Origin of the sequence: Cupriavidus yeoncheonensis (genome assembly GCF_905397275.1) — a bacterium.
Taxonomy (GTDB): domain Bacteria; phylum Pseudomonadota; class Gammaproteobacteria; order Burkholderiales; family Burkholderiaceae; genus Cupriavidus; species Cupriavidus yeoncheonensis.
In genome coordinates this window covers 40,760-58,804 of record NZ_CAJPUY010000024.1, presented here as the reverse complement: position 1 = coordinate 58,804, position 18,045 = coordinate 40,760, and the positions used below count along the sequence as shown (strand labels likewise).

Annotated in this window: 17 protein-coding genes; 4 read left to right on the top strand and 13 right to left on the bottom strand. The window is 64.3% G+C overall.

Going from position 1 to position 18,045, the window contains the following annotated elements; all coding sequences use genetic code 11:
* Positions 1–23: 23 nt before the first annotated feature.
* Positions 24–1,319, bottom strand: a complete 1,296-nt coding sequence (locus KHO22_RS26625; protein ID WP_211950167.1) for an IS701 family transposase — start codon at positions 1,317–1,319, stop codon at positions 24–26.
* 87 nt (positions 1,320–1,406) lie between these two features.
* Here KHO22_RS26625 and KHO22_RS26620 point away from each other — a divergent pair, with 87 nt between their 5' ends.
* Positions 1,407–1,991 (top strand): TetR/AcrR family transcriptional regulator, encoded by a 585-nt coding sequence (locus KHO22_RS26620; protein ID WP_211950166.1) that lies wholly within the window; start codon positions 1,407–1,409, stop codon positions 1,989–1,991.
* Positions 1,992–2,026: 35 nt separating this feature from the next.
* Here KHO22_RS26620 and KHO22_RS26615 read toward each other — a convergent pair whose 3' ends face one another.
* From KHO22_RS26615 to KHO22_RS26605, 3 genes are all read right to left on the bottom strand, one after another.
* Positions 2,027–2,812 carry an alpha/beta fold hydrolase gene (locus KHO22_RS26615; protein ID WP_211950165.1) on the bottom strand — a complete coding sequence of 262 codons (786 nt, stop codon included), beginning with the start codon at positions 2,810–2,812 and terminating at the stop codon, positions 2,027–2,029.
* A 56-nt stretch (positions 2,813–2,868) separates the two neighbouring features.
* Positions 2,869–4,206, bottom strand: coding sequence for an epoxide hydrolase family protein (locus KHO22_RS26610; protein WP_211950164.1), 1,338 nt, complete (start codon positions 4,204–4,206; stop codon positions 2,869–2,871).
* A 95-nt stretch (positions 4,207–4,301) separates the two neighbouring features.
* Positions 4,302–4,727 carry an organic hydroperoxide resistance protein gene (locus KHO22_RS26605; RefSeq protein WP_211950163.1) on the bottom strand — a complete coding sequence of 142 codons (426 nt, stop codon included), beginning with the start codon at positions 4,725–4,727 and terminating at the stop codon, positions 4,302–4,304.
* A 765-nt stretch (positions 4,728–5,492) separates the two neighbouring features.
* Here KHO22_RS26605 and KHO22_RS26600 point away from each other — a divergent pair.
* Positions 5,493–5,927: a MarR family winged helix-turn-helix transcriptional regulator gene (locus KHO22_RS26600; RefSeq protein ID WP_211950162.1), complete on the top strand. Its 435-nt coding sequence runs from the start codon at positions 5,493–5,495 to the stop codon at positions 5,925–5,927.
* Positions 5,928–5,948: 21 nt separating this feature from the next.
* Here KHO22_RS26600 and KHO22_RS26595 read toward each other — a convergent pair whose 3' ends face one another.
* Positions 5,949–6,725 carry an enoyl-CoA hydratase gene (locus KHO22_RS26595; protein WP_211950161.1) on the bottom strand — a complete coding sequence of 259 codons (777 nt, stop codon included), beginning with the start codon at positions 6,723–6,725 and terminating at the stop codon, positions 5,949–5,951.
* A 149-nt stretch (positions 6,726–6,874) separates the two neighbouring features.
* Positions 6,875–7,471 (bottom strand): DJ-1/PfpI family protein, encoded by a 597-nt coding sequence (locus KHO22_RS26590; RefSeq protein WP_211950215.1) that lies wholly within the window; start codon positions 7,469–7,471, stop codon positions 6,875–6,877.
* Positions 7,472–7,559: 88 nt separating this feature from the next.
* Here KHO22_RS26590 and KHO22_RS26585 point away from each other — a divergent pair, with 88 nt between their 5' ends.
* Positions 7,560–8,891, top strand: coding sequence for an aminotransferase-like domain-containing protein (locus tag KHO22_RS26585; RefSeq protein WP_211950160.1), 1,332 nt, complete (start codon positions 7,560–7,562; stop codon positions 8,889–8,891).
* A gap of 96 nt (positions 8,892–8,987) precedes the next feature.
* Here KHO22_RS26585 and KHO22_RS26580 read toward each other — a convergent pair whose 3' ends face one another.
* The 5 genes from KHO22_RS26580 to KHO22_RS26560 all read right to left on the bottom strand — a co-directional run bounded on the left by KHO22_RS26580 (position 8,988) and on the right by KHO22_RS26560 (position 14,172).
* Entirely contained in the window at positions 8,988–10,181 is a 1,194-nt protein-coding gene (locus KHO22_RS26580; protein ID WP_230427036.1) for a porin, read from the bottom strand.
* A gap of 187 nt (positions 10,182–10,368) precedes the next feature.
* Positions 10,369–11,037: an RraA family protein gene (locus tag KHO22_RS26575; RefSeq protein WP_211950159.1), complete on the bottom strand. Its 669-nt coding sequence runs from the start codon at positions 11,035–11,037 to the stop codon at positions 10,369–10,371.
* Between the two features lie 19 nt (positions 11,038–11,056).
* Positions 11,057–11,860 (bottom strand): carbon-nitrogen hydrolase family protein, encoded by an 804-nt coding sequence (locus KHO22_RS26570; protein ID WP_211950158.1) that lies wholly within the window; start codon positions 11,858–11,860, stop codon positions 11,057–11,059.
* Positions 11,861–12,015: 155 nt separating this feature from the next.
* Positions 12,016–13,359, bottom strand: a complete 1,344-nt coding sequence (locus tag KHO22_RS26565) for an MFS transporter (protein WP_211950157.1) — start codon at positions 13,357–13,359, stop codon at positions 12,016–12,018.
* 51 nt (positions 13,360–13,410) lie between these two features.
* Positions 13,411–14,172 carry an HpcH/HpaI aldolase family protein gene (locus KHO22_RS26560; RefSeq protein WP_211950156.1) on the bottom strand — a complete coding sequence of 254 codons (762 nt, stop codon included), beginning with the start codon at positions 14,170–14,172 and terminating at the stop codon, positions 13,411–13,413.
* Between the two features lie 297 nt (positions 14,173–14,469).
* Between KHO22_RS26560 and KHO22_RS26555 the strand changes: the two genes are divergently transcribed.
* Positions 14,470–15,159, top strand: coding sequence for a GntR family transcriptional regulator (locus tag KHO22_RS26555; RefSeq protein WP_211950155.1), 690 nt, complete (start codon positions 14,470–14,472; stop codon positions 15,157–15,159).
* Positions 15,160–15,213: 54 nt separating this feature from the next.
* Here the strand turns inward: KHO22_RS26555 and KHO22_RS26550 are convergent, their stop codons facing one another.
* Positions 15,214–16,686, bottom strand: a complete 1,473-nt coding sequence (locus tag KHO22_RS26550) for an amidase (protein ID WP_211950154.1) — start codon at positions 16,684–16,686, stop codon at positions 15,214–15,216.
* Between the two features lie 18 nt (positions 16,687–16,704).
* Positions 16,705–18,042: an MFS transporter gene (locus KHO22_RS26545; protein WP_211950153.1), complete on the bottom strand. Its 1,338-nt coding sequence runs from the start codon at positions 18,040–18,042 to the stop codon at positions 16,705–16,707.
* Between the last annotated feature and the right edge of the window lie 3 nt (positions 18,043–18,045).

Below are 18,045 nucleotides of genomic sequence, written 5' to 3'. Positions count from 1 at the left end.
GCCAGCGTAGGCTGGTGATGGAATCAGGCACGTGTCGCTGTGCGCGCTGGGGAGCCGCGCGGCACGTAATCCGAGGGTAAGGCAGACTGGCCGCGGATTGCGCCGTTTTTTTTACTGCCGCCCTGGATCAGGCGCTGTGCGACGAGAAATCCGTACGCAGCAATGCATAGGGATGCGTGGTGGTGAAAACCGCGCCAACCCCGTCCTTCATAGTGGCCCAGACCAAACTCCTGCTTGAGGTCCTGGTAATCGCGCTCGATGCGCCAGCGCATCTTCGCGACGTGGACCAGATGTTCGAGCGGTGCGCTTTCGGGCAGTGTGGACAACCAGTATTTGATCGGTTCGGACTCGCCTTCGGGCCATTCGATAAGCAGCCATTCCTCGTCACGCAGTGTGGCTCGCCAGTAATCGCGGTGCGACGTGCGGATGCGAACCGCGGAAAATCGCGAACTCAGCATGGCTCGGGTGCCCTCACGCCAGGTAATGGTGCGATAGCAGATTTGATCGAGCCCAAGCGCCAGCTTCTTGACCGAGAGCGGCTTATGTCCCGGCGCCCGGCGCAGCAGGCTGCGCGGACGGCCTGGCTTGCCGATTGCAGGTTCAGCCGGCAATGGTGCGGTGCCACGTGCCCACACATGGGTACTGGACTGCGTCCCTACCGCGTACTGCAACCCGAGTTCACTGACAGCATCTCGAAACGCGGTGTCATTGCCATAAGCGGCGTCAGCCAGCACGATGCCATTTGGCGCCCCGCTGTCCCGCGCCTGGCGCAGTTGCATCGCCGCGATCTGTGGTTTGGTCGCGAACACGATCTCATCCGGCACCCCGGTACGCTGCCGCCTTTCCGGATCGTCGCACCACTCCTGAGGCAGATAGAGCTGGTACGCCACCGGTAAGCTGGCTTCTTCAGTCGCTACCGACAGACTCACCGCCACCTGGCAATTGTCTTGCTTGCCCAACTGCCCGCAGTATTGTCTCGCCACCCCAACCGAATGCTTACCCTTCTTGGGAAAGCCGGTGTCATCGATGATCCAGAACAACCCGCTCGCCGGATTCATGTGCGGCAACACCCAGCACCTCACCTGCTCAAGCAGCGCTGCATCGGACCATTCCGACTTCGACACGAAATGATGCAGCGATTGGTGTCGCGCGCTTATTCGCTCCGGCTCTAAATGCGCCGCCAGAGGTTCGACGCTCTTGCGTTTGATCGGCAACATCAGCCCCTGGCAATAGCCCGCCAGCCCCGATCTCCTGTCGCTGTGCCCGAGCGCCTCACAGAGATGTTCTAGATACTCGTCAAACGACGCTTCCCAGTCCATCGATTCCTCATGCCAAGTCTGAAGAAGACTCTATAATGGCATGAATTTATTGACACAGTAAGATTAGGGAAGGCAACGACACACAAGATGAGATACGGCTCCGAACAACGCGAAAAGACGCACAACAGCCTGGTCGAGGCGGCTTCCACCCTGGTGCGGCGCGACGGCCCGGACAAGATCTCGGTGTCCGAGTTGATGAAGACCGTGGGGTTGACCCATGGTGGCTTCTACTACCACTTCTCATCGCGGGAAGACATGATCGCGCGCGCCATCGAACGCGCCTTTGCCAGCACGCAGGAGAGACTGGAGGGGATATGCCACAACCGCGGCCCGGCCGACGCACTGCGGGAGTATGTGGAGCGCTATCTTTCCCCGGAACATCGCGATCATCGCGGCACGGGCTGCCCCATCGCGACACTGACAACCCACGCCGCCCTGCTGGGCGATGATTCGCGCCAGGCCTTCGAGCAGGGCGCCGCCAGGCTCACCTCCCTGCTGGCCCGGATGCTGGAACAGGTCGGCCATGCCGATGCCGGCGCGCTCGCGATCTCCGTGATGTCCGAAATGTCCGGTGCGCTCGCGATTGCGCGCGTGATCGTCGATCGCGGCCGATCTGACGAGGTGCTGCGGATCTGCAGATTGAACGTGCTTGCACGGGCGCTTCCCGCCTAGCCATTCCGGTCCCGGCTCGCGCGTCGGTTGCCTGGTCACTTCGCCTGCTCTGCCGCGCTGAGGATAGCGTCGGCCACTTGCACCGGCCTGGACAATTGCGGTACGTGCGACGACGCCACGCTCACCACATGGGCATGCATGCTGCGGGCCATCGCACGCTGCAAGCCGGGGTCGATCATGTGATCGTTCTGGGTCAGCACATACCACGTCGGCCTGCTTCGCCATGCGGCCGCCTTCGTCCCCTCCTCGAAGCTGCTGGCACGGATGGGCACTTGCGTCACGGTCATCAGGCCGGTCTGTGCGGCCGGCAGGTCCTGGGCGAAGTGCTTCGCCATCCCTTCGGGACTCAGGCTCAGGAAGCCCGCCTGATCCGCCACCACGAACTTCGACCCGGGCGGCGTCGGGTAGCCCTTGGTCAGGTCGGCGACAGACTGTCCTTCGGACGGCGCGAACGCGGCCACGTAGACCAGCGACTTGACGCGCTCGTGCACGCCCGCCTCCGAGATGACCACGCCGCCCCACGAATGACCGACAAGTACAACGGGTCCCGCCTGCGCGTCCAGCACGCGGCGCGTCGCCGCGACGTCGTCAGCCAGCGAGGTCAGCGGATTCTGCACCGCCACGACGTTGAGTCCACGGCCCTGCAACAGCCGGATGACCTCGCCCCACCCGGACCCGTCGGCGAAGGCGCCATGTACCAGCACCACGGTCGTCTTGCCCGCGCCGGGCGATGTTGCAGGGGCCGCGTCGGAGGCGAAAGCGGCGACGGTGAATGCGGCCGCGATGGCGATGCCCACCAGACATTTGATCGATGACTTCATCTTGTACCCTCTTGCGCTTTCACGAATCCCATCAGGTCCAATGGACCGGTGCATCGTCATAAGGATCTCCCGCCTCGCAACGTCCTGAAGCCCGTGCGAAGTTCGTCGGCAAAGACCATCGGCTGTTCCCATGCGGCAAAGTGGCCGCCCTTCGGGAGACGGTTGTAGTGGATGAGCTTCGGGTAGGCGCGCTCGGTCCAGCTTCGCGGCGCCGCGTAGATCTCGTCCGGGAAGACGCTGACGGCTACCGGGATGGCGAGGTTCTTGACGTCGAAGAACGCCAGCTTGTTTTCCCAGTACAGGCGCGCCGACGAGACCGCAGTCCTTGTCAGCCAGTACAGCGTCACGTTATCGAGGATATCGTCACGCGTGAGGCCCTCGCTCTTGCCATCGAACACGCGGGCGATCATCGCGTGACTCGCGGCATCATGATCGAGCATCCAGGCCGCCAGCCCGATGGGAGAGTCTTCGATGCCGTAGAGCGTCTGCGGACGGTTCGCCATCTCGATCGCATAGCCGAGCCCGTGCTTGTAGAAGGTGTCGAGCTGCTCGTACGCGTGCCGTTCGTCAGCCGAGAGCCCCGCAGGTGCCGGTTCGTTGTATTTGAGCGCCTTCGATATGTCGGCCGGCAGGGTGGCCGGCATGTTGACGTGGATGCCAAGCAGTTCCGGGGGCGCGATCAGCGCCATCTGCTCGGTGATGGCATCGCCCCAGTCGCCACCTTGCGCCACGTAATGCCTGTAGCCGAGACGGTTCATCAGCACGATCCATGCGCGCGCGATACGCACGGGATCCCAGCCCGTGGTCGTTGGCTTGCCGGAAAAGCCGTGGCCGGGGATCGACGGGATCACCACATCGAAGGCATCGGACGCCTGGCCGCCGTGAGCCGTCGGGTCTGTGAGCGGGCCGATGACCTTCAGCTGCTCGATCACCGATCCGGGCCATCCATGGGTGATGATGACCGGCAGCGCATTCGGATGCTTCGAGCGAACGTGGATGAAGTGAATATCGACGCCATCGATGGTCGTCATGAATTGCGGCAACGCATTCAGCCTGGCCTCTGCCTTGCGCCAGTCGTGCCGGGTCGCCCAGTACTCCGCGAGCTTTTGCATCGTCGCCAGCCGCACGCCTTGCGATGCATCGTCCACCGTTTCACGTGACGGCCAACGCGTGGCAGCGATACGCCGGCGCAGGTCCGTCAGGGCCTCCTGCGGGACGGAGACGCGGAAGGGGCGGATGGCTTCGGGCCTGCCGGTACCAGTGGTTGCCGCCGACGCTTCGCCGGACAGCGACATCAGGCCAATGCCGTAGCCTGCCGCTGCTGCCGAGACCCCAAGAAAATGGCGTCGCGTGAACCGATCCGTTTCCGGAGCCGGGTTGTTGAACAGTTTCATCGAGCTTTCCTTGAGCGAGCTTTCCCTGGGCGCATGAAGCGGGTGCTGACAATGGCATGGACGAGCCGGCCGGCAAAGGTCGACCGGCACGGTCGTCAGGCGGCTTGCACTACGTTGATCTCCACGTTGATATTGCCGCGCGTGGCCTTCGAATATGGGCAGGTCTGGTGGGCGGCATCGACCAGCACTCTCGCAGTGCCCGCATCGATGCCGGGCATGCTGACATTCAGCCGAGCCTGCAGGAGAAAGGCATCGCCTGCCATGCCCAGGTCCACTTCGGCGTCAACCGCCAGGTCGGGCGGCAGCGTCACGCCTTTCGCGCGGGCAGCGAGACCGATCGCACCGATGAAGCAGGCCGACCAGCCGGCGGCAAACAATTGCTCCGGGTTGGTGCCGCTGCCCGCGCCGCCCGGTGGCGACAGCTTGATGTCGAGGCGTCCATCCGTGCTGCGGGCTGCGCCTTCGCGCCCGCCCGTGGTGTGGGTCTTGCCGGTGTACAGCACTTTGTCGATACGGGTCATGATGATTTCCTTGGTTGGGTCATGCTCTGGCTGCCGCGGCCTGCCGGGAGCGGCTACCGCATCAGGGTGCGGGCCGTCACGTCACGCCGGTGTCCGATGCGGCTTCGGCCCGACAGGGCTCGGCGCCTTGCGCTGCGGCATTCGCTAATGATTGGCGCATTCCTTCGCATGCGAAATGACAGATATGGCGCGATTCAGGACACGTTTCGCAATCAAGCCGCGAATGCCTGAGGCGTTCGCGTTCCTCACAGAGCTTTGGGCGGGGCCGGAACGTCACCTGCACGACAATCGAATTCGGCGCGATGGTGTCCTCTCGCAGCGGATCGGATGCCGGCGCGAATCCCTTCCGGACCCGCGTGGATGGCAAGCCGCGGAGGTGAGCTCAGTGCCGGCAGGCGTTGCGGGCGCGCGGTCAGTCCACTGACGAAATTCGCGCGATGCTCCAGCGCGGATGGCGATCCCCTTTGGCCGATACGCCAGGGCCGCGTACACGGAGATGAAAAAGCAGATGGCGCCGAGGGCGGTCAGGAAGTCGTCCATGATTCCTCCTTGTTTCCCGCCATGTCGGCCGTCCCGCGTCAGGGAAAGCGCTGTCAGACTTCACTTCGCACTGCTGCGTATCGACCTGACCAGGGAGGGTATGGCGTGATCGTAAGATCAATGTCCATGACATTCAAATAATTGTCATGGATACAACCGCCTGGCTTGCGGGGGGCATGGTATATTCGCACACGAACTAACTCAGACGTCCGAGCGGATCCCGATATGGAACATCGCCTTGTCTATCTGTTGAATGTGGGCCAGCGGCGCCTGCAGCGGTGGTCGCAAGCGCGGGTGGCCGGTGGCGGCGTGACTGCCGCCCAGTCAGGACTCCTGTTCTTCCTGGGGGGCAACGACGGCGCGCTGATGAGCGAGGCGGCTGCCGCACTGGACCTTGGGGCACCGGGGATGAGTGGCCTTGCCGACCGGACCGAAAGGGCGGGACTGATCGAACGCAGGCCGGACGAGTCTGATCGCCGTGTGTCACGCCTCTGGTTGACCGAAGCCGGACGCGCCGCGCGCCAGCATTCGAAAGTCAGCATGAAGAGCTTGAACGCCAGGCTGACCAAAGGCTTCACCGAGGCCGAGATAGACATCGTCGCGCGTTGGCTGACGAGCCTGCAGACCAAGTTCCCGGCCACTGACAACGGCGAAGCGTAGACCTGAACAGCGGGCCCCTGGCTACTGCCCGGCGACTCGCGTGAAGTCCGGCTTGCGCTTCTCGGCAAAGGCCGAAAAAGCTTCCTTTGCTTCCGCGCTGCCGAGCCGCTCCTCGAACTGAGCGCTTTCTTTCCCCATCTGCGCGACCAGTCTTTCCGCGTCGCGCATCAGCTTCTTCATTGCGTTCAGCGAGCCAGACGGCTTCCCGGCAATCCTGCGGGCCATCCGCTGCGCTTCCGCACGCAGTTGATCGGTGGCGCAGATCTTGTTGGCGATGCCCCATGCCACGGCGTTCTTCGCATCGAGCGGCTCGCCCAGCGCGAACATCTCGAAGGCTCGGGCATGTCCGATGCGCAAGGGCAGCAGATAACTCGAAGCCGCCTCGGGAACGAGGGCAAGGTTGACGAACGGCGTGATGAGTTGCGCATCGTCCGCGAGCAGGACGCAATCACAATGCAGCAGCATGGTGGTGCCGACGCCCACCGCCTTGCCGTTGACGGCGGCTACGAGCGGCTTCGTCGCCTTGGCCAGCGTGTGCAGGAAGCGATGCACGTGCCGTTCGCCGGGACCCTTTCCCGCTGCGATCGCCGCAAACTCGCCTACGTCGTTGCCGGCCGTGAAACTGTCTCCATCTCCTTGCAACAGCACCACGCGGATGCCGTGGTCCAGCTGCGCCGCTTCGATCGTGTCAGCCAGCACGCCGTACATCTCGTTCGTCAGGGCATTCTTCTTCTCAGGCCGTGCAAGCGTAATGGTCAGCACGCCTTCGCTCACGTCGGTATGGATTTCCGGGGTCATGGTCGATTTCCAGGTGGTGGGATGGTGATGAATGCCGCAGGCATCCGCTAGGTTCGCATGCGAAGTATATATCTATTTCGCACGCGAAGTAAACGGCTGGAAATTGCCGGCGCCGGCCACCGGAGACCGCGTCCCTGCTCCGGTCCGCCTCAGAGGAATGGCGAGATGTTCTCCAGCGTACGTGCCACAAAGGCGTCTTTCTCTCCGACCGGTGCGACGTAGTGAATCGCACCGCACGCGGCATCCACGCCTTTCAGTCGTGCGATGAACCAGGCAGCCAGATACGGCGACGACAGGCAGCCGCCCGCGGTCGCCACGTTCCCATGAGCCACGAATGGCTGATCCAGCACGGCGACCCCGGCCTCCTGCACCCACGGCTTCGTGGTCAGGTCCGTGCACGCCGGCACGTCGCCCAGCAAGCCGAGTCTCGCGAGGATCAACGTCCCCGAACATTGCGCACCGAGCAACTGGCGTGTCGGGTCCAGCTTCAGTTGCGACATCAATGCAGGAGCGGCGGCAACTTCGCGCGTGCGGATGCCGCTGCCGACCAGCACCGCATCCGCCGCGCAAGCCTCCTCCAGCGAGATCTGCGACTCCATCACCAGGCCGTTCATCGAACGTATGGTGGCAGTCGGACTGGCAATCGACACGCGCCAGTCCGGCTGCCTGACATGGTTGAGGATATTGAAGGCGATCAGCGAGTCGAGTTCGTTGAACCCGTCGAAGGTCAGGATGGCGATGTGCATGGCGAGCCTCAGGCGTGTGTCCTTGTACGGGCCCATTCTGGAGCGGATAATCAGTACGCTCAAATAATTGTCATGGATACACGCCAGCATGCGCCAGGCTCGCTACAAGCAACTGGTCGACCGCCTCGCGGACGACATCCGCGCCGGGCGGCTGCGTCCCGGTACGCGGCTGCCGACGCACCGCGATCTCGCCGCGCGCGAGGGACTCGCGCTGGTCACGGCCACGCGCGTCTACGCAGAACTCCGGGAAATGGGGCTGGTGAGCGGAGAAACCGGGCGCGGCACGTTTGTGAAGGAGGCGCTGCCCCGTGGCCAGGGCGTCGACTTGCTCGCCTGGAGCGCCGACACGGTCGATCTCAGTTTCAACTACCCTGCCCTGCCCGATCAGACAGAACTCCTTCGGACAGCGCTGCGCCAGCTCGCAGCAGCGGGCGACCTGGAAGCGCTGCTGCGCTACCAGCCCCACGGCGGACGCGAGCACGAGCGCGAAGTGGTGGCACGGCATCTGGCGAGCCGCGGCGTGCCGGCGGCGGCCGACACCGTCCTGCTGACCAGCGGCGCCCAGCATGGATTGACGATCACAGCCATGGCCGCGCTCGAACCGGGCGACGTGGTCGCCGTGGATGCCCTGACTTACCCGGGATTCAAGCTCGCCGCCGAGGCCAATCGCCTGGAACTGGCGCCGCTTCCGGCGGGCGCCCAGGGCCCCGATCTCGACGCCTTGCAGCAGTTGTGCAGCCAGAGACGAGTGCGCGCCGTGTACACCATGCCGACGCTGCACAATCCGCTCGGCTGGGTGATGAGCGCAACCCGACGTCGGCAGTTCGTCAGCATTGCACGCCAGCATGGCCTGCTGATCATCGAGGACGCTGCCTACGCCTTCCTGGTCGATGACGCACCGCCTCCGCTGGCGTCGCTCGCGCCGGAGTCAACGGTCTATGTGTCGAGCCTGTCGAAGAGCGTGGCAACCGGGCTGCGCGTCGGTTTCCTCTGCGCCCCGCGCGAACTCGTGCCCAGGCTCGAACGAACCATCCGCGCGACCACCTGGAACACACCGGCGATCCTGACAACCATGGCTTGTGGCTGGATCGAGGACGGCACCGTGGCAAGACTGGAAGCCGCCAAGCGGCACGATGCCGCGGCGCGCCAGCGTCTTGTCACGGAAGTGCTCGGCGGGATCAAGCGGATCAGTCATCCTGCTTCGTACTTCGTCTGGCTTCCCCTGGCGGAGGAGGTCCGCGCGGACACGGTCGCCATGGCACTGATGCGGGAGCGGATCTCGGTCTCCACGGCACATCCGTTCTCGACGTCCGGTACGGTACCGCATGCGATTCGGCTGGCGCTGGGCTCCGTCAGCATGGACGCGCTCAGGCATTCACTCAGGACGGTGGCCCAGGTGATTGCCGATCACACGTACTGACGGCGGGCCTTGCGGCCCGCGCGAGTCATCGGCTGGAAGGAACATGGCTTGTCCTCGATGCCACTCGGTCCTGCCTGGCATCGAGGACAATCGACTTCAGAACACCTGGCGAATGCCAACCGCCACGCCCACCATGCTGCGCTGGCCCGGAGTCGGGAAGTAGCCCGTGGCAAAGCCCGTATTCGACGTGTCGAAGTTCAGGCCCGCGTTGCGCGCATAGGCCGTCGTCAGGTAGACATCGGTCCGCTTCGAGAAGGCGTAGTCGGCAACGAACGCAACTTCCCACGGGCTGGCCGGGCTGGTTGCCGCCGCGGTCTGCGTCAATCGCACCGATTTCAGGTTCCAGTAGTAGTAACCCAGCTGGAGGCCGACTGCCGGCGTCAGCTGATAGTTCGCGCCCGCCCACCAGAAATCGTCGCGCGACAAGGTGGTGCCGTCGGCAAACTGTGTGGAGCCCCAGCGATAGCCGCCCATCACGCTGGCGTCTCCGATGGTGTAGCGCAATGCGCCAGCGAGCTTGCGCTGCTTGCCTGCATTGCCCGCGGTAATGGCCGGATGCCATTCGTCGTAGGCCAGTGCGGCGCCAAACCCGTTGGTGAAATAGGAAACGCCAGCACCAAAGCCGGTGTTGTCGCGGCCGTGACCCGGTACCTCGCCGGCGCCGCCACCGGCCAGCGGCGTCATACCGGTCAGGCCGACACCCGTGCCAAAGGAGTAGTGGGCCATGGCGGTCAGGCCGCCGAAGGTGCCGGAATACTTGACCGTATTGTCCGAGCGGTTGTCCAGACCCGTCAGGGCCCCGACTGGCTCATAAAGGCTTGCATAACGCAGGGGCCCGAAGTTGGCCAGGGTTTCAAACAGCGGCGTGTACTGACGGCCGAACATGATCTGGCCGGCTTCGGATTGCAGGCCGACGTATGCCTGTCGTCCGAAGAGACGTCCGCCGTTGCCGGACATCCCGGTATCCACCCCGAATCCGCTCTCCAGGACGAAGATCGCCCGCTTGCCGCCCCCGAGGTCTTCCGTCCCGCGCAGGCCCCAGCGCGGGCCGGCCAGTCCGCCGATCGACCCCATGGCGAATCGACTCCCGCCTGGCTGATAGGTGACCTGGCCGTTATTGAGCGTCGGCGGGCTGCTGGCCATCTTGCTCACATACTCGACGGGGGCATCCAGTACGCCGTACAGGATGACGTTGCTTTGGGCGAGCGCCGACGTACTGAGCAACGCCGATCCGGCAAGGGCTGCGCCGCAGGCAACGGCGATGCCGGTCCGCTTCAGACTTGAACTCATGATTTCAGGTTTCCTCATTGTGGTTTTATTTGTTCTGCCCGCATCCGGCGCCCTGCCCGCCTGCACGGCCACGGCAACAGACGTGCGCGGTCGCGCCCGGAACGCGTGCCGCGTGGGCGTTCGTGATGCACCGCTTCGTCGTTTGCCGTGGAGGGCTTGGAACAGCTGGCCGCCGTGGATGCCTGCGCTAGGCGGCGGCAAGCCTGGCGCGGACCAGCGCGCTCGCGCCGGTCAGCTCGCCGAGCGGCCGCTCCGGTGTAATCAAGGGCAGCCCCTGCTGCTCCATGCGCTGGAGTTTCATCGCCTGCTCGCATTGGGCCAGTGCCTCCGCGCGCGGCATGAACACAATGCCGCCTTCGTCGGCGATGACCAGGTCCCCAGGGGCCACTACCGCGCCGCCACAGCTCACGGGGACATTCATCGCGCCGCCGATCCCCTGAAGACGCGTGGTGATGCTGCTGAAGCCGCGCGCCCAGACCGGCAGCCCGAGGTCGCGGATTTCCGCCGGGTCCGCGCAGGGACCATCGACGATCACGGCGGCGACCCCGGCCCTGGCGATGGCATAGGCAACGCCTCCGCCCAGGCAGGCGTGCCGGTTGTCACCGAGCCGGTCGATCACCAGGACGTCACCTGGCCGCAGCATGCCCACGGCGTGATGCAGCAGCGTGGAATCGGCTGCCGGCAACGCCAATGTCACTGCCGGGCCGGCAATGCGCACGCGGCCAAAGAGCGGGCGAATTCCCGCATCCGGGAACCCCAGCAGCCGGAAGTGGCCGATGGTTGCGGGCTCGGCTTCCATCGCCGCGCGATGGATCTCCGGAGGCAAAGCCTCCGGCATGGGACGAATATCAAACATGGCAGGCTCCGCTCGGCGCTTAGAGGACGCGGTGTTGGCGCAGCGGCATGCGCGCGCGGATCTGCGTGAGATAGTCGCGGTCGAAGCCCGCCGATGCATGGCCTTCGGTGTTCGACACCTGGGCCACGATCTGCCCCCATGGGTCGATGATCATCGAATGACCGAAGTTCTTGTACTTGCCCTCGCCAAACGTGCCGACTTGTCCGGGCGCTACAAAGTAGGTCTGGGTTTCGATGGCACGTGCGCGCAGAAGAACTTCCCAGTGGGCCGCGCCGGTTTCGAAGGTGAAGGCTGAGGGCGCCACGATGATGTCGGCGTCGCGTTCCACCAGAGCGCGATAGAGTTCGGGGAAGCGCATGTCATAGCAGATCGAAAAGCCGATCCTGACGCCTTCCACTTCCACGCAGACGATTTCGTCGCCACGGCCGACCAGCTTCGATTCCTTGAGCTCGGTGCCATCCGCAAAGACAACATCGAAGCGATGAATCTTGCGGTACTTCGCCAGCAGGTTTCCATCGCGGCCGAACATGAGCGAGCAGTTGAAGACTTCGTCGCCGTCACGCTCCATCATGCTGCCGATATGGAGAATGATGTTGTGCCGGCGGGCCGCGTCGCTGAAGGCGCGGTAAGCCTCACCGTCCGGCAGCGCTTCGGCGGAGTCGCGCATTTCCTTTGGCGATGCGCTGATGCAGGCGACCATTTCGGGGAGCACCACAAAGTCGGGGGAATCGGCTTGCACTGCACGCTCGATCAGGCCGAGAGCCTTTTCAATGTTCTTCGGCTTGCTATTGCCTGCGTTCAACTGGATGACTGAGATCTTCATGACTGGGTTTCGGTTGGGTGTTGCGGAATTCAAGAAAAAGAAGGGCCACCGTCAGGCCAGGATGCTTGACGACTTTCGGCTCAGGTAATTTCGGGATGGCGGCGCGGGTGCGCGCCGCGGGATCAGGAAGGCGACGGGATCATGACGCCGCTTTGTCAGGACATCGCTGCGGCCGTCCGGCCTCTCGCTACCAGCGTGTAGCTGGCGAGTACTGCGACCGAGATCAGGAGTGCAGCGGCGCCAACGACTGCGACGGAGGTGCGCAACGCCTCTGTGCCTTGCGGCACGAGCCTGGTCATCTCGCCCACCAGAAGCGGCCCGATTGCCAGCCCGCAGATATTGACCGCGAGGACATAGACCGCCGATACGCGGCTGCGGATGAGCGCCGGGGTGCGCAGTTGGATCAATGCGGGAGCCACTCCGATCGAGCACGTGCACAGGGCATGCAGTACCGCGGCCAGGCCCAGCAGCAGCATCGGTGTGTTGGTGAACAGGAGCGCGGCGGCAAATGGAAGGCCGATCACTGCCGCGGTCAGGGGCACGCGCAGGACACCCACCTCCGGCTGGCTGCTCTGGATGCGATCGGCCGCCCAACCGCCAATCAGCATGCCGAGGGAACTGGCAACGAGCACGATGAGGCCATAGGGCCGGCCAATCTGTCCGGGCGTCCAGGCAAACTCACGTGCGAAGATGGACGGCAGCCACGAGAGCAGCGCGTAGTTCATCGTCAGCAGACCGGACATGCCGATGAACAGCGCCGCAATAAAGGTCCGGTCCGACCACATGTATCGGCCCGTGCCAACCTGAGGGGCAACGGCCTTGGCATTGCCCCGTTCCATGGCCACGGGCGACTTGTCCTCGGCGCGCGACAGCACCCACCAGAGAATCGGCGTGAGCACCAGGCCCGGCAGAGCCACTGCCACGAAGGTCTGCTGCCAGGGTTCCAGGGTGCCGAACCACGGCGTGACGACCGGGCCAATGCCTTTCAGATAGTCATACATCGCACCCACGATGTAGAAGGCTGTGCCCGCGCCAATGACGGCGCCTACCTGGAACAGGCTCAGGGCACGATTGATCATCGTGCGGGGGAACTGGTCGTGAATGATGGCGTAGGCGGCGGGCGCCAGCGCGGCCTCGCCTGCACCGACCAGCATGCGCGAGGCCAGCAGCCCGACGAAGGTTGTGGTCAGTCCGCAAGCCGCGGTCGCCGCGCTCCAGATCAGCAGTCCGACGACAATGGTGCCCTTGCGCGACCACTTGTCCGCGAGCCATCCGCACGGAAGGCCCAGCACTGCGTAGAACAGGCCGAAGGCCAGTCCCTGCAGCAGGCCGATCTGTGAATCGGTGATGCCGTACGCTTTCTTGATCGGTTCGATCAGCAGCGACAGGGCGAATCGATCGATGACGGAGACGACCATCGCCAGGGCGAGGACGGTCGTAAGGATCCAGGCCCAGCGTTGGACTTTCTTGACCACCGGCTGATTGATTGGGGAATTCATGGTTGCGTATCCTGTTTCAGGAATCCGATAAGCACGTAAGCGCGACTCTGGTTATTGCTGGGAATGGCTTTGCAGCGTCTCGTTTGCGGTCGCCCAGATGGCGCTCAGCCCGCGATACAGCGCCACCTGTTCCATCGCGATGAACACGCGCTCCGCGCCATGCTGGATGGCGAAGGCTTGCTCCTCCGGACTCCATGCCGGGAAGAGCCATGATTTGCCCGCGGCCCTGGAGGCTTTGACAACCGTCTCGATGTCGGCCCAGTCGCCCGCCTGCCGCTTGTAGATGCCTCGACCGCGCCGAATGGAGAGATCGGTCGGCCCGATGAAGACACCGTCCACGCAAGGCAGGTCGAGGATGGCCTCGACCTCCGCCAGCGCGTGCTCGTCCTCGATCATGGGATAGCACTTCGTGTTCCTGTCCTGCTGTGCGATCCACTCATCGGCGGGGTACGCAAAATTGGTCGTCCTGCCGCCGGCGAGGCTGCGATCGCCAAGGGGCGGCAGCTTTGCGTAGCCGCAAACGCGCCGGGCCTCTTCAGCGCCGGAAATGTGGGGAATCACGACGGCATCCGCGCCGAAGTCCAGCGCCTGCTGGACCGCTTCGCGGGTCGGGCCAAGCACCTTGGCGAAGACTTCATAGCCAAGCGCTTTCAGGAAAGGCACGAAGCGGTCGAGCGCGTCCAGGTCAAAGGTGCCGTGTTCGATATCCAGAATCGCCACGCGATAGCCGATGGTCTTGCCTATTTCGGCGGTGGCCACGTTCGGTCCGGAAAACCAGAGGCCAAGGTGGCTGGGGGAAAGCTTAGTCTTCATATCGTAGTGCGGGAAAAAATCGGGTCGCGTGGACGGACACTGCAAATCGACGTCGCGTCTGGCATCGACTGCAGAGCTATTTGCATACTTCGTGTATACATGACGTATGCAAAGATAGAGCGGACAGTCATCGCCAGCAATGCGCGTTTACCCGACCAGACGGCGCTCGGACTTTGGCCACGCTGCGGGCTCGTCAGCCTTTTGAGCTATGATGCAACTCGGCTGCCCTGCTGCAAGGGAACATGAACGATGTGCTCAATACTGCCCTATGCGAATTGACCAACGTCGCTGATATACATGACGTACACAAAAGTCCACCCAATGGGTTCCGAGAATTCCAAGACCGCCGCAACAACGCTATCCGCCGCCGAACGGGCCTACCAGCACATTCACAGCCAGATTCTGCGAGGCCAGTACGCCAGCGGCGCCTTCCTTGAAGAAGAACCGCTGTCCGAAGATATCGGCGTGTCGCGCACTCCGATTCGGGAGGCTTTGCGGCGCCTGTCGGCCGAAGGATTCATCGAGCTCATTCCACGGCGAGGCGCACGGGTGCGCGGGGTGACGGCACAGGAACTGCGCCAGTTTCTCGAGGCCAGGTTCGCCCTGGAAAGCCATGCTATCCGAACCATCTGCCAGCAAAAGATGGCCATCCCCGCGGAACTGGCACGCATGATTGGCGAGATCAGCCGCCTGGTCCTGGAGCGGAACTTCTTTGAGGCGGCCGAGCTTGACCGTCAGTTTCATCGGGCCATCGTGAGCCTGGCCGGTAATGACTTGCTGGTCGAGTTGTTCGACGCGCTTCGATTCCGCCACCTGCTGGCCTGCCTTTCCACACCGCCGGATCCGACGCAGGTTCGTCTGGTCGTCGACGAACACGTGGATCTGCTTGCCGCGTTGTCCAGCCACGACGCGGCACGGGCGCTGGACAACCTCGCGGAACATCTGGACCCGGAACGCGCTCCACGGCTTCGCGCCTTGTCCAATTGAGGGAACGGTCCCTCCAACCGCTGCGCCCGTGCCAGGCACGGGGCGGCTGGCGTATCAGGCGGCCGGCGCCACGGTAGAGAGTGGTTCCGGCGCCTGGAAGGCATACCATTCGCGCGCGAGCCATTGCGCAAAGCGCAATGCCACGAAGTCGGAGAATGCCGGCGCGACAATCTGCGCGCCGAAAGGCAATCCACGCAAATCGCGGCCCAGCGGGATGGCCGTGGCCGGCAGCCCCACGACCCCGGGATATCCGGCCCAGAACATCGAATCGGTGCTCTCCTGCGGATGCCCGTTGACATCGAGCATCCGCTCCCAGCGCTCGCCCTTCTGATTGTGCGGAAAGGCCGTCGTGGTGGCGACGGGGCAGATCAGCAGATCATAGTCCTGGAAGAACCGATCCCATTGCAGGCGCAGCGTCGAGCGGCGCTGGTCGAGCGCGAACCAGTCCCGGTGCGTGAGCGTGCTGCCGCGATAGTGGCAGGCACGATAGCTCATGTCGCCGGGGTCGAGGAGGCTCGCTGCGCGCCGTGCCGCGTCGTAGGCTTCATCGGAGAGAAAGGCTCCGGTCGCGGCGCGCACCAGGTGCAGGTACACGGCACGCGACTCGCTGCTGTCGACGGGCCGCCGGTTCTCGCTGACACAGGCCACCTCGCCACGCAGGAATGACGCCAGCGCCTGCAGTCTCGCCACGATCGCGCCATCGACGCGCGCCACCGGGTCGTCGGCAATGACGGCGATACGCAGGCCCTCGACCGGCCGGGCGCGGTCGCGCCAGCGCGCTTGCTGCCAGCCGTGGCTGCCAAAGCTATGGGCGGGTGACGCGAGGACGTCCATGGCCAGTTCGAGGTCGTGCGCACTGCGCGCCATGGGCCCCGCCACGCCGATATCCACGCTGTCCATGCATGCGATTCCCGGCAATGCATGGCCTTCCATGGGCACCACGCCCCAGGTGGGCTTGTGGCCGTACACGCCGCAGTAGTGCGCCGGATTGCGGATCGAGGCGCCAATGTCACTACCGAGCTCGAGCGAGGTGTAGCCGGCCGCCAGTGCGGCAGCCGATCCGCCCGAAGAGCCGCCCGGCACGCGGCTCGCATCCCAGGGATTGCTGGTCGTTCCATATACCGGATTGAACGTCTGCCAGTCGGCCAGGGAAACCGGCACGTTGGTCTTGCCGAAGATGATCGCGCCGGCATCCACGAGGCGCTGCACGGCCGTCGCATGGCGCGTGGCGATGTTGGTCCTGAACGCCTCATAGCCCCAGGTCGTGGGCAGGCCGGCGACGTCGAACGATTCCTTTACCGTAATCGGCAAGCCGTGCAACGGCCCCCAGTTCCGTCCGCTCGCGCGGTCTGCATCCGCTTCGGCGGCGCGCAGCAGGGCGCGCTCCGCATCCAGCACCGCGACGGCGTTGATCGTGGGATCGATCGCCGAGACACGCGCCAACTGGCTTCGGAGCAACTCGACGCTGGTGATGTCTCCATGGCGCAGCAGGCTCAGGAGTTCATGGGCAGTTGAATAGTCTTTCACTGGACGACTCCCCTTCGGTCAGCGGTTGACTGCCTGCGCAGGCATCAGGAGCACCGCCATGCTGCCCAGGGCGAGGCAGGCGGCGAGAACGCCCAGACCCAGCGAGGCGCTTCCGGTCGTCGCGAAGAGCCACCCGAAGACCGATGGGCTGGCAAAGCCGGCGATCTGCCCGAAGGCATTGACGAAGGCGAGACCGACGGCGGCCGCGGCGCCTGACATGAACGCGGTCGGCAGGTTCCAGTACAGCGCGTTGGCGACCACGTTGCAGCTGATGGCAACGGTGCTGGCGGCCAGCAGCAACGTCGGGTTGTCCAGCGTCCAGGGCATGACCGCAAGGCCCGCCGCGGCGGCAAAGCCGGGCAAGGCGCTGTGCCAGCGGCGCTCACCGGAGGCATCGGAGGTCCGGCCCAGGACCAGCATGCCGATGACCGCCAGGACATACGGTATGGCAACCATCCAGCCGATCTCCACCGTGCTCTTCACCCCGGCGTTGCGCAGCATGGATGGCATCCAGAAGGCCAGCGTGATGCCGCAAAGGAATGCGAAGTTGATGAACGCCAGCAGCCAGACCAGCGGCGAGCGGAAGGCATCGCGCATGCGGTGGGCGCTGGCATGATGCGCGTCGCTGGCGACACGTTGCTGGAGAAGATGACGTTCGCCCGGGCTGAGCCACTTTGCCTGCGCGATGTTGTCGGGCAGATAGCGAAGCGTGATCCATCCGAGCAGGACGGCGGGAACTCCCTCGACCAGGTATAGCCATTGCCAGGCAGCCATGCCTCCCTGGCCGTCGAATGCGCGCAGGATCCAGCCTGACAGCGGACTGCCAAAGATGCTGGAGACCGGAATGGCCGCCATGAACAGCGTGATGACGCGGCCGCGCCGGTGCGCCGGATACCACTGCGTGAGGTACAGCATGACGCCGGGGAAGAAGCCGGCTTCGGCGGCGCCGAGCAGCAGGCGCAGCACGTAGAAATGCGCGGGGGTCCTGACGAACATGGTGGCCATGGACAACAGTCCCCAGGTCACCATGATGCGGGCGATCCAGCGCCGGGCTCCGAAGCGCCCCAGCAGCAGGTTGCTGGGTACTTCCAGCAGGAAGTAGCTCACGAAGAAGATGCCCGCGCCGAGCCCGAAAACGGCTTCGCTGAAGCCAAGGTCGGCTTGCATGCCGATCTTGGCGAAGCCGACGTTGATCCGATCCAGGAACGCGAAGATAAAGCAGACAAAGAGGAAGCCGACCAGCCGCCTTGTCACCTTGGCGTAAATGCCATCCTCGCTTGCCGCGGGATTGGCGGTCCTGAAATCGGGTGGTGCCGGAAGCCCTTCGGGGCTCTCGAAGTTGACCTGCGGGCGCATCGT

Bases quoted from the DNA above. Each gene is read 5' to 3' on its own strand.
- KHO22_RS26615 (WP_211950165.1), bottom strand. From the start codon at position 2,812: ATGAAGTCATCGATCAAATGTCTGGTGGGCATCGCCATCGCGGCCGCA.
- KHO22_RS26625 (WP_211950167.1), bottom strand. From the start codon at position 1,319: ATGGACTGGGAAGCGTCGTTTGACGAGTATCTAGAACATCTCTGTGAG.
- KHO22_RS26570 (WP_211950158.1), bottom strand. From the start codon at position 11,860: ATGAAGATCTCAGTCATCCAGTTGAACGCAGGCAATAGCAAGCCGAAG.
- KHO22_RS26555 (WP_211950155.1), top strand. From the start codon at position 14,470: ATGACGTACACAAAAGTCCACCCAATGGGTTCCGAGAATTCCAAGACC.
- KHO22_RS26600 (WP_211950162.1), top strand. From the start codon at position 5,493: ATGGAACATCGCCTTGTCTATCTGTTGAATGTGGGCCAGCGGCGCCTG.
- KHO22_RS26580 (WP_230427036.1), bottom strand. From the start codon at position 10,181: ATGAGTTCAAGTCTGAAGCGGACCGGCATCGCCGTTGCCTGCGGCGCA.
- KHO22_RS26585 (WP_211950160.1), top strand. From the start codon at position 7,560: ATGCGCCAGGCTCGCTACAAGCAACTGGTCGACCGCCTCGCGGACGAC.
- KHO22_RS26590 (WP_211950215.1), bottom strand. From the start codon at position 7,471: ATGCACATCGCCATCCTGACCTTCGACGGGTTCAACGAACTCGACTCG.
- KHO22_RS26595 (WP_211950161.1), bottom strand. From the start codon at position 6,725: ATGACCCCGGAAATCCATACCGACGTGAGCGAAGGCGTGCTGACCATT.
- KHO22_RS26610 (WP_211950164.1), bottom strand. From the start codon at position 4,206: ATGAAACTGTTCAACAACCCGGCTCCGGAAACGGATCGGTTCACGCGA.
- KHO22_RS26560 (WP_211950156.1), bottom strand. From the start codon at position 14,172: ATGAAGACTAAGCTTTCCCCCAGCCACCTTGGCCTCTGGTTTTCCGGA.
- KHO22_RS26565 (WP_211950157.1), bottom strand. From the start codon at position 13,359: ATGAATTCCCCAATCAATCAGCCGGTGGTCAAGAAAGTCCAACGCTGG.
- KHO22_RS26575 (WP_211950159.1), bottom strand. From the start codon at position 11,037: ATGTTTGATATTCGTCCCATGCCGGAGGCTTTGCCTCCGGAGATCCAT.
- KHO22_RS26620 (WP_211950166.1), top strand. From the start codon at position 1,407: ATGAGATACGGCTCCGAACAACGCGAAAAGACGCACAACAGCCTGGTC.
- KHO22_RS26605 (WP_211950163.1), bottom strand. From the start codon at position 4,727: ATGACCCGTATCGACAAAGTGCTGTACACCGGCAAGACCCACACCACG.
- KHO22_RS26545 (WP_211950153.1), bottom strand. From the start codon at position 18,042: ATGCGCCCGCAGGTCAACTTCGAGAGCCCCGAAGGGCTTCCGGCACCA.